Origin of the sequence: Microlunatus flavus (assembly GCF_900110855.1) — a bacterium.
GTDB lineage: Bacteria > Actinomycetota > Actinomycetes > Propionibacteriales > Propionibacteriaceae > Microlunatus > Microlunatus flavus.
This window is the reverse complement of record NZ_FOFA01000002.1, coordinates 192,472-206,440: the sequence shown is the minus strand read 5'-3', so window position 1 is coordinate 206,440 and position 13,969 is coordinate 192,472. Positions and strand designations below refer to the sequence as shown.

The 13,969-nt window shown below is 72.7% G+C and carries 14 protein-coding genes; 2 read left to right on the top strand and 12 right to left on the bottom strand.

The window, feature by feature from the left end; genetic code table 11:
- Positions 1-152: 152 nt before the first annotated feature.
- Positions 153-1,232, bottom strand: coding sequence for a mannose-1-phosphate guanylyltransferase (locus BMY04_RS05385; RefSeq protein WP_091178122.1), 1,080 nt, complete (start codon positions 1,230-1,232; stop codon positions 153-155).
- Between the two features lie 86 nt (positions 1,233-1,318).
- On the opposite strand from BMY04_RS05385, the gene BMY04_RS05380 reads away from it, so the two are divergent.
- Positions 1,319-2,038: a TIGR03089 family protein gene (locus BMY04_RS05380; RefSeq protein ID WP_170854007.1), complete on the top strand. Its 720-nt coding sequence runs from the start codon at positions 1,319-1,321 to the stop codon at positions 2,036-2,038.
- A gap of 20 nt (positions 2,039-2,058) precedes the next feature.
- On the opposite strand, the gene BMY04_RS05375 is transcribed toward BMY04_RS05380, so the two are convergent.
- Entirely contained in the window at positions 2,059-2,331 is a 273-nt protein-coding gene (locus BMY04_RS05375; RefSeq protein WP_198409956.1) for a hypothetical protein, read from the bottom strand.
- 87 nt (positions 2,332-2,418) lie between these two features.
- Between BMY04_RS05375 and BMY04_RS05370 the strand changes: the two genes are divergently transcribed.
- Complete coding sequence (locus tag BMY04_RS05370) at positions 2,419-2,790, top strand: TfoX/Sxy family protein (protein ID WP_091178120.1); 372 nt, start codon at positions 2,419-2,421, stop codon at positions 2,788-2,790.
- 294 nt (positions 2,791-3,084) lie between these two features.
- Here BMY04_RS05370 and BMY04_RS05365 read toward each other — a convergent pair whose 3' ends face one another.
- The 10 genes from BMY04_RS05365 to BMY04_RS05320 form a co-directional block, all read right to left on the bottom strand.
- The gene (locus BMY04_RS05365) at positions 3,085-4,578 is read right to left on the bottom strand and encodes a CoA-acylating methylmalonate-semialdehyde dehydrogenase (RefSeq protein WP_091178119.1); all 1,494 of its coding nucleotides are present in this window, start codon (positions 4,576-4,578) and stop codon (positions 3,085-3,087) included.
- 55 nt (positions 4,579-4,633) lie between these two features.
- A complete protein-coding gene (locus tag BMY04_RS05360) occupies positions 4,634-5,527 on the bottom strand; it encodes a sugar phosphate isomerase/epimerase family protein (protein ID WP_091178118.1) in 894 nt (297 codons plus the stop codon).
- Positions 5,524-6,633 carry a Gfo/Idh/MocA family protein gene (locus tag BMY04_RS05355; RefSeq protein WP_091178117.1) on the bottom strand — a complete coding sequence of 370 codons (1,110 nt, stop codon included), beginning with the start codon at positions 6,631-6,633 and terminating at the stop codon, positions 5,524-5,526. The genes BMY04_RS05360 and BMY04_RS05355 overlap by 4 nt, the downstream gene beginning before the upstream one ends.
- Positions 6,626-7,561, bottom strand: coding sequence for a TIM barrel protein (locus BMY04_RS05350; protein ID WP_091178116.1), 936 nt, complete (start codon positions 7,559-7,561; stop codon positions 6,626-6,628). The genes BMY04_RS05355 and BMY04_RS05350 overlap by 8 nt, the downstream gene beginning before the upstream one ends.
- Before the next feature lie 71 nt (positions 7,562-7,632).
- Entirely contained in the window at positions 7,633-9,534 is a 1,902-nt protein-coding gene (iolD, locus tag BMY04_RS05345; RefSeq protein WP_091178115.1) for a 3D-(3,5/4)-trihydroxycyclohexane-1,2-dione acylhydrolase (decyclizing), read from the bottom strand.
- Positions 9,534-10,451: a 5-deoxy-glucuronate isomerase gene (iolB, locus tag BMY04_RS05340; RefSeq protein WP_091178114.1), complete on the bottom strand. Its 918-nt coding sequence runs from the start codon at positions 10,449-10,451 to the stop codon at positions 9,534-9,536. Before iolB ends, iolD begins: the two co-directional genes overlap by 1 nt.
- Positions 10,448-11,308, bottom strand: coding sequence for a Cgl0159 family (beta/alpha)8-fold protein (locus tag BMY04_RS05335; protein WP_198409990.1), 861 nt, complete (start codon positions 11,306-11,308; stop codon positions 10,448-10,450). The genes iolB and BMY04_RS05335 overlap by 4 nt, the downstream gene beginning before the upstream one ends.
- Positions 11,309-11,376: 68 nt before the next feature.
- Complete coding sequence (gene iolC / locus BMY04_RS05330) at positions 11,377-12,459, bottom strand: 5-dehydro-2-deoxygluconokinase (protein ID WP_091178113.1); 1,083 nt, start codon at positions 12,457-12,459, stop codon at positions 11,377-11,379.
- Positions 12,460-12,567: 108 nt separating this feature from the next.
- Positions 12,568-12,957, bottom strand: coding sequence for a tautomerase family protein (locus BMY04_RS05325; protein ID WP_091178112.1), 390 nt, complete (start codon positions 12,955-12,957; stop codon positions 12,568-12,570).
- A 291-nt stretch (positions 12,958-13,248) separates the two neighbouring features.
- Positions 13,249-13,902, bottom strand: coding sequence for a TetR/AcrR family transcriptional regulator (locus BMY04_RS05320; RefSeq protein ID WP_232506123.1), 654 nt, complete (start codon positions 13,900-13,902; stop codon positions 13,249-13,251).
- Between the last annotated feature and the right edge of the window lie 67 nt (positions 13,903-13,969).

Sequence of the window (13,969 nt, the reverse complement as noted above, 5' to 3'; positions counted from 1 at the left end):
CCCGCTCGACCTGCGGCTGACGCGTCAGGGCGACGCCACGCTCCGGTCGTCCAGGCGTCGGCGCAGCGGTCGGCTGAGGTCAGGTCCTCGATTCCGAGCAACTGCCATGGCGCGGCTTCCCGACGTCCAGGGAGCTGCGGCTCAGTCCCTCCTCACGCGTAGGACGTGCCGAGCTGGTCGGTCACCGTCGCCACGAGCTCCTTGATGCGCTCGGCCTCGCTGGAGGGGCAGACGAGGGTGATCTGCGGCGTCTGCACGATGACCATGCCGGACAGGCCGACGACGGCGACGAGGCGGCCGTCCTCGGACTGGTTGATGACGAGGTTGTCGTGGGCGTCGACCAGGACGCTGACGCCCTGCGTCGCGTTGCCGCGCTCGTCGCGCGGCAGGTGCTCGGCGAGGGCGGTGAAGCCGCCGACGTCGTACCAGGTGATCGGCAGCCGGACGGCGACCACGTCCGCGCTCCCCTGCCCCTGCGAGACGGGCTCCATGACCGCGTAGTCGACGCTGATCTTGAGCAGCCGGGGGTAGATCTCGGCGAGCCGTCCGGGGTCGGCGGCGATCTGGCGGACGCCGGCGTACGTGTCGGGCTGGAGCAGCTCCAGCTGGCGCAGCAGCGTCTGCGCCCGCCACACGAACATGCCCGAGTTCCACCAGTACTCGCCGCTGGCCAGGTAGTGCTCGGCCGTGGCGCGGTCAGGCTTCTCCTTGAACGCGCGGACCGCGCACACGTCCGGGTGCCCGGGCAGCGGCTCGCCCCGCTGCAGGTAGCCGTAGCCGGTGTGCGGCGCGGTCGGCACGACGCCGAACGTCACGAGGGTGTCCGGCGAACCCTCCGCCACCGCGAACCCTTCGCGCAGGGCGTCCTGGAACGCCTCGAGCGGGCTCATGATCTGGTCGGCGGTGACCACCGCGATGACCGCCTCCGGGTCGCGGGCCGCGAGCACGGCGGCGGGCCAGGCGACGGCGTTGAGCGAGTCGCGTCCCTCGGGCTCGCCGAGGATGTTGGCGACCGGGACCTCCGGCAGGTCGTCGGCGACGGTCGAGGCGTAGTCGCGGCCGGTGCAGACCAGGATGTTCTGGTCGGGGACGAGGCCCTGGACGCGCTCGTACGCCAGCCGCAGCAGGCTCTTGCCGCCGACGACCTTGAGCAGCTGCTTGGGCATGTCCTGGCGGGACAGCGGCCACAGCCGCTTGCCGGAGCCGCCGGCCACGATCAGGACGAAGCGCATGGGCGCAAGGCTAGGGGAACCGGTGCCCGCGACCTCGGCACCGCGACGGCGCCGGGCGGGGCGTGGCGGCTGGGTACGCTCCGCCCGTGCCGCTGATCGCCGAGCTCCTCGCCCGCCGCGTCCGTACGGACGGTCCGGCGCCGCTGGTGACCTGCTACGACCTCGCCGACGGTTCCCGGGTGGAGCTGTCGGCGACCACGACGGCGAACTGGGTGGCGAAGACCAGCGGCTTCCTGACCGACGAGCTGCTGCTCGAGCCGGGCGCCGCGGTGGAGCTGCAGGTCGCCGTCGAGCACCCGGGGCACTGGATGGCCCTGGTGTGGGCCCTGGCCTGCTGGCAGACCGGCGCGGTGGCCACCGTCGGGCGACCCGGCGACGCGCAGGTCGTCGTGACGGGTCCCGACGTGGGCGACCTGCGGTCCCGGCTCGGCGCCGACGTCGAGGTGGTCGCCTGCTCGCTGCACCCGCTCGGCCTCGGCCTGGCGTCCCCGCCGCCCGGGGTCGTGGACTTCGCCACCGAGGTCCGCGGCCAGCCGGACGTCTGGGTCGGCGCGCCGGTCGCACCCGATGCCCCCGCCTGGCACGACGGGGAACGTTCGCTGAGCCAGCAGGACCTGCTCGACGGCGGCCCCTCTGTGGCCCGGCGCGTGGTCGTGCCCGCGTCGGAGCCGTGGGCGACGGTGCGCGAGGCGCTCGTCGTCCCGCTGCGCGACGGCGGTTCATCGGTGGTGGTCAGCGGCGCGGCCGACGGCCCGCGGCTCGCCAGGATGGTGGACGACGAGCGGGTGGACGCCGTCCTGCCCTGAAGCAGGACGGCGTCGGAGGATCAGCTCCGGTCGTCGCCGACGCTCGTGTCGCCGAGCAGGCCCTCCTGGGCGCTGACGACGCGCTCCGACGTGCCTTCCGGGGGCAGGTCGGTCGCCGGCGGCACGTCCGCCTCGGCGTAGTCGCTCAGTCCCGCGGCGACGCGGTCCTCCTCGACGGCGCGTTCCAGCGCGTCGTCGTCCTCACGCAGCGGCATCCCGCCGTGCTGGCGGCGGTCGTGGTGCAGACCGCGGTCCTCCTCGGGTTCCATGACCTCGTCGAACGGCTCGGGCACGTGTCCTCCTCGCGTCTGCGGCTGAGAGCTCGAACGTAGCCGACCCCGCCCACGACGTCGGGGCCCGCCCCGGGCCACACTGGCGCCGTGCCGTACGACCGCGAGCTCGCCGACCGCCTCCGCGCCGTCCTGGGCGGCTGGGACGAGCGTCACGACGGGGCCGACGAGGCCGAGGACCTGGGCATCGTCGACGAGAAGCCGATGTTCGGCGGGCTGGGCTTCATGGTCGCCGGGCACCTGGCCGTCTGCGCGAGCTCGCACGGCGGTCTGCTCGTCCGCGTCGACCCGTCCGACCAGGACGCCCTGGTCGCCGCCGACGGCGTCGAGCCGATGCGCATGGCCGGCCGCCCCTCGCGCAGCTGGGTCGAGGTCTCCCCCGACGCGCTGGCGGACGACGAGGTCCTCACGACCTGGGTTCAGCGCGGCGTCGCCGCCGCGCGCATAGCGCCGCGGAGGTAGGGGACGCTCCCTGAGCTCGTCGAAGGGCCTCGAAGAGGTGAGCGTTCCCCCGGTCGAGAGAACGCCAACCCGTTCCGGGCCCTTCGACAGGCTCAGGGAGCGTCTCGCCCGCATCAGATCAGCTCGGCCACCTGTTGCCCGACCACCGCCGGATCGGGCGCCGACGTCTGGACGACCGAGGGAGGAAGCCCCGCGGCACCCTCTCGAGATGAGCGGGTGCCGCGGGCTTCCGACCGAGGGAGGAAGACGTCGGACCAGAGCCCGATCCGCGTCCGAGCGGAGCGAGGACCAGAATCAGGAGTTCTGCGGGAACCCCAGGTTGATCCCGCCGTGGCTCGGGTCGAGCCAGCGGCTGGTGACGACCTTGCCACGGGTGAAGAAGTGCACGCCCTCGACGCCGTGGGCGTGGGTGTCGCCGAACAGCGAGTTCTTCCACCCGCCGAACGAGTAGTACGCCATCGGCACGGGCACCGGCACGTTGATGCCGATCATGCCGACCTTGACCTCGTTCTGGAACTGCCGGGCGGCGCCGCCGTCGTTGGTGAAGATCGCGGTGCCGTTGCCGTACGGGTTGTCGTTGATCAGCTGCACGCCCTCGTCGAAGGAGTCGACGCGCACGACGGAGAGCACCGGGCCGAAGATCTCGTCGGTGTAGATGCTCATGTCGGTCTTCACGTGGTCGAACAGCGTCGGGCCGACGAAGAAGCCGCTGCCCTCCGCGTCCACCTGCGGGTTGCGGCCGTCGACGACGACCGTGGCGCCCGCGGCCTCGCCGGCGTCGATGTAGCCGGCCACGCGCTCCTGCGCGGCGGAGGTGACCAGCGGGCCCATGTCGCAGCCACGGGTCCCGTCGCCGGTGCGCAGCTTGACGGTGCGCTCCTTGATCTTCTCGACCAGGGTGTCGCCGATGTCGCCGACCGCCAGCACGGCCGAGATCGCCATGCACCGCTCCCCCGCCGAGCCGTAGCCGGCGTTGACGGCCTGGTCGGCCGCGAGGTCGAGGTCGGCGTCGGGCAGGACGAGCATGTGGTTCTTGGCGCCGCCGAGGGCCTGCACGCGCTTGCCGTGCTGCGTGCCCGTCTCGTAGACGTAGCGCGCGATCGGCGTCGAGCCCACGAACGAGATCGACTGCACGTCGGGGTGGGTCAGCAGGCCGTCGACCGCGACCTTGTCGCCGTTCAGCACGTTGAAGACGCCGTCGGGCAGCCCGGCCTCCTTCCACAGCTGCGCCATGAACAGCGCCGCCGTCGGAACCTTCTCGCTCGGCTTGAGCACGACGGTGTTGCCCGCGGCGATGGCCAGCGGGAAGAACCACATGGGCACCATGGCCGGGAAGTTGAAGGGCGAGATGATCCCGACCACGCCCAGCGGCTGGCGCACGGAGTGCACGTCGACGCGGGTCGAGGCGTTCTCGGTGAACATGCCCTTGATCAGGTGCGGGATGCCGCAGGCGAACTCCACGACCTCCTGGCCGCGGGCCACCTCGCCACGCGCGTCGGAGAGGACCTTGCCGTGCTCGCTGGTGATGATCGCGGCCAGCTCGTCGGTGCGGGCGTTCAGCAGCTCGCGGAAGGCGAAGAGGATCTGCGTACGCCGCGCCAGCGAGGTGTCGCGCCAGGCCGGGAAGGCCTTCGAGGCGGCCTCGACGACGAGGTTCACGTCCTCCTCGGACGCGAGCGCCAGCTGGGCGCTGACCTCACCGGTCGCCGGGTTGGTGACGTCGCTGAACCGGCCGCCGGTGCCTTCGTACGCGGCGCCGTTCAGCCAGTGGTGGAGGGTGGTGGCCATCGCAGTTCCTTGCCTGTCTCGTGGGGTCGTCGGACCCCGGGATGAGGTGATTGTTCTAGGTGCGGGTGAGGGTGGCGGCGGTGTCCGCGCCGAAGTGCTTCTCGACCAGATCGACCGCGGCGTCGCGCTGGCGCTCGGAGATCGCGCGGGCGTCCTCCTCGAAGCCGAAGACGCAGCTGCTGACGACGCCGTCGAAGCCGACCGCGGCCAGCGCGGCGAACACCTCGTCGTAGTCGACCTCCCCGCGCCCGACCTCCATGTGCTGGTGGACGCGGACCGCGTTGCCGGGCGGGTTGGTGATGTAGCGCAGGCCGTGCGACGCCGTGTGGTCGAAGGCGTCGGCCAGGTGCACGTAGCGCACCTTCTCACCCGCGGCCTCGATGATCGAGGTGGCGCTGTGGCGCTGGTGGAAGGCGTGCGGGGTGCAGTAGAGGAAGCCGAGCCAGTCCCGGTTCAGCCCGCGGACCATCCCGACCGCGTCGAGGCCGTCCTCGATGAAGTCGTCCGGGTGCGGCTCGAGGACCAGCTGCACGCCCTCGCGCTCCAGGATCGGCAGGAGCTCGTCCATCGACCGCAGGAACATCGCCTCCGCGGTCTCCGGGTCCTCCGGACGGCCGTTGAACTCGGAGTTGAGGACGTCGACCTCGAGGTCGACCGCGATCTGGATGGCCCGCTTCCACGACCGCACGGCGGCCTGGCGCTGGTCCTCGTCGGGCCCGGCCCAGCGGTGCAGCGGGATGATCGAGGCGAACCCGACCCCGGCGTCGGCGGCGGTCTTCTTGAGCTTCCGCACGCCCGCGTCGTCGATGCGCGGGTGGCGGAAGAACGGGATGAAGTCGTCCTTGGGCGACAGCTCGATCCAGGAGTAGCCCAGCGACGCCGCGAGGTCCGGGAGCTCGTGGACGCTCGCCTCGCCGAAGAACATCTGCGCGTCGAGGGCCAGCTTCACGGCCGGCTCGCGATCAGGTCGGGCTCGGTGATCCCGGGCTCGTGGTCGTTCCCTGAACCGCCGTCCGAGCTCGTCGAAGGGCGCGGCCGCGGCTTGAGGACCACCGGGACCTTCTCACCCGTCCGCACGGCCTGGACCCCGGCCTCGCAGACCGCGACCGCCGCGTAGCCGTCCCAGACACCGGGGCCGTCGATGGTCCCCCGCCGGGCGGCGGCGACCCAGCGCTGCAGCTCGGTGTCGTAGGCCTGCCCGAACCGTTCGACGAAGCCGGGCGTGATCGTCCCGCCCCAGCGGCCGTCCGTGCTGGTCCGCACGAGGTTCTGGTCGAGGCCGATCATGGCGCTGCCGGACTCGCCGACGACCTCGGTGCGGACCTCGTACGCGACCCCGCTGCGGACGTAGATCTCGTCCGTCACCAGCCGACCCGAGGCGGTCTCGAAGACCACGATCATCGGGTCCGACGTGCCTTCGGGCGCCGCCGACGTCGCGACCCCGCGCAGCACCTGCACCGCGGTGATCTCCTCGTCGAGCAGGAACCGCGCGACGTCGACCTCGTGGACGACCGAGTCCCTGATCATGAACTCTTCAGTGAAGAAGTCCGGCACGGTCGGGTTGCGGTGCGTGCAGTGCACGAGCAGCGGGTTGCCGAGCCCGCCGGAGGTGATCAGCTGCTTGAGCGCGGCGTACTCGGCGTCGAAGCGCCGCATGAAGCCGAGCTGGACCAGCGGTCGGCCGAGGCGCGCCTCCGCCTCGACCAGCGCGTACGACGACGCCTCGTCGGTGGTGAGGGGCTTCTCGCAGAGCACGGGCTTGCCGGCGTCGAGGCAGGCCTGGACCTGCTCGGCGTGCGCCCTGCCCGGCGTCGCGATCAGCACCGCGTCGACCTCGGGGTCGTCGATCGCCGCGATCGGGTCGTCGACGACCCGGGCCCCGACGCGGGCGGCGACCTCGGCCGCCTTGTCGGGCGCGAAGTCGTTGACCACCACGACGCGTGCGCCCTTGGTGCGGGTGGCGAGCGCGTCGGCGTGGAACGCGCCCATCATCCCGACGCCGAGGACGGCGACCCGCAGGTCGCCGCTCGGCTGCTCACGCAGCGCGTCAGGCATCGTTCACCTCGATGATCCGGCTGCCCAGGTCGATGTCGGCGTTGCTGCACGACTGCAGGTAGGTGCGGGTCCGCTTGGCGATCGGCAGCGGCAGGTCGGGCGGGCACGGGTAGAGGTCGTGCTCCACGATGCCCATGATCGGCCGGTCCAGCGCGGCCAGCGCGTCGAGCACGGGCGGCATGTCCGGCACGCCCAGCGGCGGCTCGGTCATCGCGCCCATGCGCACGGCCTCGGGCCAGACGATGTTCTTGTCGCGGACCTGCTCCATGACCTCGGGGCTGACCTGCTTGAGGTGGACGTAGCCGATGCGCTCGGGGTACTTGGTGATCAGCTCGACGGGGTCGCCGCCGTAGTAGGCGACGTGGCCGGTGTCGAGGCAGAGGTTCACGTAGTCGGGGTTGGTGGCCTCGAGGAACCGCTCGATCTCGGGCTGGTAGCCGACGTGGCTCTCCGCGTGGCTGTGGAACTGCACCTTGAGGCCGTACTCCTCGAGGATCCGGCGGCCCAGCTCGTCGGTCTGGCTGGTGAGCAGCGTCCACTGCTCGTCGGTCAGCGTGGACGGCTCGAGGTCGGCGCCGGTCTTCTCGTCGCGGTACATCGCGGGGATGACGACGATGTGCTCGCCGCCGACCGCCTTCGTCAGCGCCGCGACGTCGGTCACCTGCTTCCAGACCGCGTCCCACGAGTCCGGGCGGTGCAGCCCCGAGAAGACGGTGCCGGCCAGCACCGTCAGGCCGTGCGCCTCCAGCGCGTCGGACAGCTCCCGCGGGTCCTTCGGGAGGTAGCCGTACGGGCCGAGCTCGATGGCCTCGTAGCCCGCCTCCACCACCTCGCGGAGGAAGACGTCGGCCGAGACCTGCTCGGGGTCGCTGGGGAACCAGACGCCCCAGGAGTCGGGGGCGGTTCCGATGGTGAGCTTGCCAGGCACGGCGGTGGTGCTCCTTCTGCGGTGGAGGTGCGGGGACGTTCCCTGAGCCTGTCGAAGGGCCGTCGGGTGGTTCAGGAGGTGCTGGGCGGGGTGAGGAACAGCCGCTGGCGGGCCTTGTGCTCCTCGTAGGTCGTGCGGGCCTGCTGGGTCGAGGCGAGCGTCGAGGTCGCGCTGACCGGGACGTCCCACCACGACTCCGAGCTGGGGGCGTCGACGAAGGGGTCGGTCTCGACGTAGATCACGACGGGGTCGCTGCCGGCCTTGGCGACCTTGATCGCGTCGGCCAGCTCGGCCTTGGTCGTCGCCCGGATGACCTCGAGGCCGAAGCTCGCCGCGTTGGCGGCGAGGTCGACGGGCAGGAAGTCGCCGTCGAGGCGGCCGCTGCCGCTGCGCTCGCGGTAGCGGGTGCCGAAACGCTGCGAGCCGAGCGACTCCGACAGCGCGCCGATCGAGGCGTAGCCGTGGTTCTCGACGAGCACCGTGATGATCTTCACGTGCTCCTGCACGGCCGTCGCGAGCTCGGTCGCCATCATCAGGTACGAGCCGTCGCCCACCATCACGAAGACGTCACGGTCCGGGCAGGCCATCGCCACGCCCAGGCCGCCGGCGACCTCGTAGCCCATGCAGGAGTAGCCGTACTCGACGTGGTAGCCCTTCGGGTCCCGCGTGCGCCACAGCTTGTGCAGGTCGCCGGGCATCGAGCCGGCGGCGCAGACGACGACGTCGCGGGGGTCGGAGACCTCGTTGACCGTGCCGATCACCGCGTTCTGGGTGAGCAGGCCCTCGGGCGTCTCGGTCTCGGCGTAGACGGTCTCGACGGTGCGCTCCCACTCGGCGTCGAGCGCGGTGTAGCGCTCGACGTACGCCTGGTCGACGCGGTGGCCGTCGAGCAGCGCCGTGAGCCCCTCGAGCGCCTCGCGAGCGTCGGCGACGACCGACAGCCCGGCGTGCTTGACCGCGTCGAGGCCGGCGACGTTGATGTTGACGAAGCCGACGCCCGGATCGGCGAAGGCCGTGCGGCTCGCCGTCGTGAAGTCGGAGTAGCGGGTGCCGATGCCGATCACCAGGTCGGCCTCGGCGGCGACGGCGTTGGACGCCGTGGTGCCGGTGGAACCGATCGCGCCCAGGCACTGCGGGTGGTCGAAGACGAGCGTGCCCTTGCCCGCCTGCGACTGCCCGACGGGGATGCCCGTGGCGTCGCAGAAGGCGGCGAGCGCCTCGCTCGCGCCGGAGTAGTGCACGCCGCCGCCGGCGACCACCAGCGGGCGCTTCGCGGCCTTGATCAGCGCGGCCGCCTGCTCGAGGACGGCGCGCTCGGGGAGCGGGCGGGCGATGTGCCACACGCGCTTCGCGAAGAGCTCGACCGGCCAGTCGTGGGCGGCAGCCTGCACGTCCTGCGGGAAGCAGACCGTCACCGCCCCGGTCGCCGCCGGGTCCGTGAGCACCCGCATGGCGCTCAGCAGCGCGGCCGGCAGCTGCTCGGGGCGCCACACGCGGTCGAAGTAGACCGAGACCGGGCGGAAGGCGTCGTTGACCGTGACGTCACCCGCGTACGGCTGCTCGAGCTCCTGCAGCAGCGGCGAGGCCGAGCGGTCGGCGAAGGTGTCCGCCGGCAGCAGCAGCACGGGCAGCCGGTTGATCGTCGCGAGCGCCGCGCCGGTGAGCATGTTCGTCGCGCCCGGGCCGACGCTGGTCGACACGACCCAGGTCTGGCGGCGCTCACGCATGCGCGCGTACGCGACGGCGGTGTGCACCATGGCCTGCTCGTTGCGCCCGAGGACGTACGGCAGCAGGTCCGGCTGCTCCAGCTCGGCCTGCAGCAGCGCCTGCCCGATCCCGGCGACGTTGCCGTGGCCGAAGATGCCGAGGCAGCCGGCGAAGAGCTTCTGCTCGACGCCGTCGGACTCGCTGTACTGGGCCCCGAGGAAGTTGATCGTGGCCTGCGCGACGGTCATGCGCACCGTGTCCCCCATCAGGGAGTCTCCTTCGTCAGTCTCGGGTCGACCTCCTGGTCGGCCCACGTGGCGCGGACCCAGGTCTGGTCGGGGTGGTCGCTGATCAGCCAGGCCCGGCCGCCCGAGGAGCCCGGGTGCGGCGGGCCGGCCATCACGTTCAGGTAGTACATCGCGTGGCCCGGGGCCGCCACCGCCGGGCCGTGCCACCCGAAGGGGACGAGCACGACGTCGCGGTCGTGCACCTCCTCGGTGATCTCGATGGCGTGGCCGGGCGAGGACGACGTGCGGAAGAAGCCGAGGCCGGGCTGGCCCTGCGGGCCCGCGGCGATCTCGAAGTAGTAGATCTCCTCGAGCTCGCTCTCGTGCTCGCCCGCCTCGTCGTGCTTGTGCGCGGGGTAGGAGGACCAGTTGCCGTCCGGCGTGATGACCTCGCAGGCGATGATCGCGCCCGCGTCGAGGTGGTCCGGGGTGCCGAAGTTGCGCACCTGGCGGCTCGACCGGCCGGCCCCGCGCAGCTCGACGGCCACGTCCGCCGCCGCGACCCGGCGCACCGGCAGCCGGCGTTCGGTCCGCGCCGAGCAGAGCGCGAAGCGACCGCCCCGCTCGCTGTGCAGCGTCGCCGCGGTCCCCGGCGGGAGGTAGGCGAAGTCCGTCGGTCCGGCGAACACGTCGCGCCGGCCGTCGAGCTCCACGTGGCTGCCGTCGGCCTCCACCGTGAGCCCGCCGCTCAGCGGCACGACGACGACCTCGTCCACGCCGGTGTCGAAGCGGTGCTCCTCGGCCGCGGCCAGGGCCACGACCCGGAGACCGGAGTAGCCCCAGCCCGCCGACTCCGGCGTGACCTCGAGCTCGTACGCGCCGGCGCTCGCCGTGCCCGCCGGCAGGAGGTAGCGCCGACCGTCGTTCACACGCAGCTCGTGCTGCGGGAGCCTCATCGCAGCAGCCCCACGGCGGTGTCGACGGCCTTGGCGACGTCGTCGTCGGCCGGGTAGAGCATCGTGCGCCCGACGACGAGCCCCCGCACCGACGGCAGGGCGAGCGCCGCGGACCACGAGGCGTACGTCTCGTCGGGCGAGCCCTCCGGGTCGCCGCCGAGCAGGAGCGTCGGGAGCGTGGTCGCGTTCATCACGCGCTCCATCTCATCGACGACGGGCAGCTTCATCCAGGTGTAGGCGCTCGAGGAGCCCAGGCCCGAGGCGATCGCCACGGACTTGATCACGGCGTCCGGGCTGAGGTCGTTGACGACCTTGCCCCCGGCGCGGCGCGACATGAAGGGCTCGACCATGGCGACCAGCCCGGCGCGGTTGCACTCGGTGACGACCCGGCCCTGCCGCTCGAGCGTGGCCACCGTGGCCGGGTCGTCGAGGTCGATGCGGGTGAGCATCTTGAGCCCGTCGAAGCGGGCGTCGAGGGTGCCGCGGACGTCGTAGCCCGTGTTGCGGTCGTCGATCTCGAACGCGGAGCCCTGCAGGCCGCCGCGGTTGAGGGAGGAGAAGACCAGCTTGTCCTCCAGCGCCCCCATGAGCAGCAGGTCCTCGGCGATGTCCGCCGTGGCCAGCAGGCCGTCGACCCCGGGGCGGGCGAGCGCCGTCGCGAGGCGGCCCAGCAGCTCGACCCGGTCGGCCATGGCGTTGCGGCGCCCGGACACCCCGAGCGCACCACGGGCCGGGTGGTCGCACGCGACGATCATCAGCTGGCCCTCGGCGGCGAAGAGGTCGCGGCGCCGGCGGGCGCCCAGCAGCTCGCCGATGCGCTGCGGCTCCCGGGCCCGGACCTCGTTGATCTCGCTCACCGAGGAGACGAAGCGGCCCCGGCGACCGCCCGGCGCGTCCCCGGCCCCGCGTCCGTCCACGGCGAGGGTCACCGCTGGGCCCCGGCGAAGTGGACGGCCAGGGAGTCGGCGAGGCGCTCGTTCGGGTCGCCGCCGGCGAGCAGCGTCTCGATCTCCGCCTGCGTCGGCATCGCCGTCGAGCACTCGAGGCGCGAGGCGACGATGGCGCCCGCGGCGTTGGCGTAGCGCAGCACTTTCTCCAGCGGCCAGCCCTCGAGCAGCCCGTGGATCAGCGAGCCGCCGAAGGAGTCCCCGGCGCCGAGCCCGTTCAGGGGACGGACGGGGATCGGCGGCGCCTCGACGCGCTCCCCCGAGCGCGTCTTGGCCAGGACGCCCTTGGGACCCTGCTTGACGACCGCGAGCTCGACGCCGGCGGCCAGCAGCGCGTCGGCCGCGCGCTCCGGCTCGGTCTCGCCCACCGCGACCTCGCACTCCTCGCGGTTGCCCACCGCGACGGTCACGGACGGCAGCGCCCGCTGGATCTGCTCGGTGGCGTGGCCCGGCGTCTCCCAGAACATCGGCCGGTAGTCGAGGTCGAGCACCGTCCACCTGCCCTGGGCCTGTCGGAGGGGCGCCCGCGCGTCGAGGACGGCGAAGTGGCTCTCCCGGCTCGGCTCCTCGCTCAGGCCCGTGACCGACAGCCACATCAGCCGGGTCCCGCGGACGGCGTCGAAGTCGATCTCGGAGGGCGCGACCTGCAGGTCGGGCGCGGTCGGCTTGCGGTAGAAGTACAGCGGGAAGTCGTCCGGCGGGAAGATCTCGCAGAAGGTGACCGGGGTCGCGTACTCGTGGTTGGTGACCACGTGCTCGTCGGTCACGCCCAGCTCGCGGAACGCGCGGCGCACGAAGCGGCCGAAGGGGTCGTCGCCGACGCCGGTGACGATCCCGGTGCGGTGGCCGAACCGGGCGGCCGCGACCGCGACGTTCGCGCAGGTGCCGCCGAGGTACTTGCCGAAGGTCTCGACGTCCTCCAGCCCCACGCCGACCTGCAGCGGGTAGACGTCGACCCCGGCCCGCCCGAAGGTCAGCACCTCGAGGCCCTCGCGGCCCTGTCCGTCCTGCGCGCCGTCCTCCCCGTGGTGCTCAGCGGGCACGGCTGGCTGGCTGGTCATCGCTCTCCTTCGAGTGTCCGACGGGCCGCCGGTCGGTCCAGACGCTACGGGGACCGGCTGACCCTGTCAACAGTTTGTCCTGACAAATGGCGCGCGCCATTTCCGAGCCTAGAGGTCACCCTCCAGGAACTGCGCGCGGCCGAGCCCGAAGGACCAGTCCTCCCGGCTGTTCGCGGCCACGGAGACGACGAGGTCGGTCGGCGCGACGCCGCAGTCGGCCTCGAGCCGGTCCGCGAGCCGGGCGTACAGCGCCTTCTTCTGCTCCGCGGTGCGGCCCTGCTGGAAGACCTGCACGAGCACCCGGTCGTCGGTGCGCTCGAAGCCGAGGCCCGTGTCCTGGAGGATCACGTTGCGCGCCGGGTGCTCGTCGATCACCTGGTAGCGGTCGCGTGGCGGGGCGGCGAAGACCTCCTCGAGGACCTCCTGCACCACGTCGGCGAGCCGGCGCAGCGCGACGGGGTCGCGGCCCTCCACCACGTCGATCCTGACCAGCGGCACGGCGAGCTCCTCCCGAAACTTTGTCAGGACAAAGTACCAGTGCGGGCCCCAGCGCGTCCACACCCCCCGCCGCGGACGGGCGGGGCTCGCCGGCCGCCTCGTACGATCGGTGCTCCCGGCGCGTGCCGGGGACGAGGCCGACGAGGAGCCGCATGGAGCTCGACCCCGGACGACGACGCGAGCTGGCCCAGCAGGGCCGCCTCTGGTTGCTGTCGCTGGTCTGCGCCTCCGTCGGGGCCTTCGTCGTGTGGCGCACCGACAGCGTCTACGTCGGCATCGTCGCCTTCCTGATCACGTTCGCGGTCCTGGGCCCAGTCCTGTGGGTGTACGAGCGTCGCGCCCGACGAGCCGCGGGGCCCGGGGCAGCGGGCTCACGCCGGGGGCGCTGAACCCGTCCAGCGCCAGCGCCGCGAACCGTCGCGCCGCGGCCTCGCGCACGTCGGGCGGCGCGGAGGCCAGGCCCCGGTTGGCGAGCAGCACCAGCACGAGGTCGTCGACGACGAAGTCGGCGCGCAGCCGGCCCGCCGCCTTGGCGCGGTCGGCCAGCCCGGCCAGGAGGCGGACCGCCGCCGCCCGGTGCGCGGTGAACGGCCCGACGTCCGGGTGCGCGGAGGCGAACGCGTCGACGAAGCCCTGGTTGCGGACGTTGAGCACGCTGACGCGCTCGACGACGGAGCAGAAGCCGCGCCAGGGGTCCGGGTCGGCGCACCCCTGCTCCACGATGGCGCGGCAGGCCCGCACCTCGTCGGCGAAGGCGGCGTCCACGAGGTCCTGCTTGGTCGGGAACCGGCGGTAGAGGGTGGCCGGTCCCACCGCCGCGGCGCGGGCGACCTGGCGCATCGTGACGTCGAGACCGCGCTCGGCGAACAGCGAGCGCGCCGCCGCCAGCACGCGGTCCCGGTTGTCGCGGGCGTCCGCCCGCAGCACCTGGGTCATCTGAGGCATCGGCCTGCCGCTCGCTCTCGGTTCGTCGAAACGGACGCGGGCGTCCGTTAGCGTCGCAGCGTAGCCG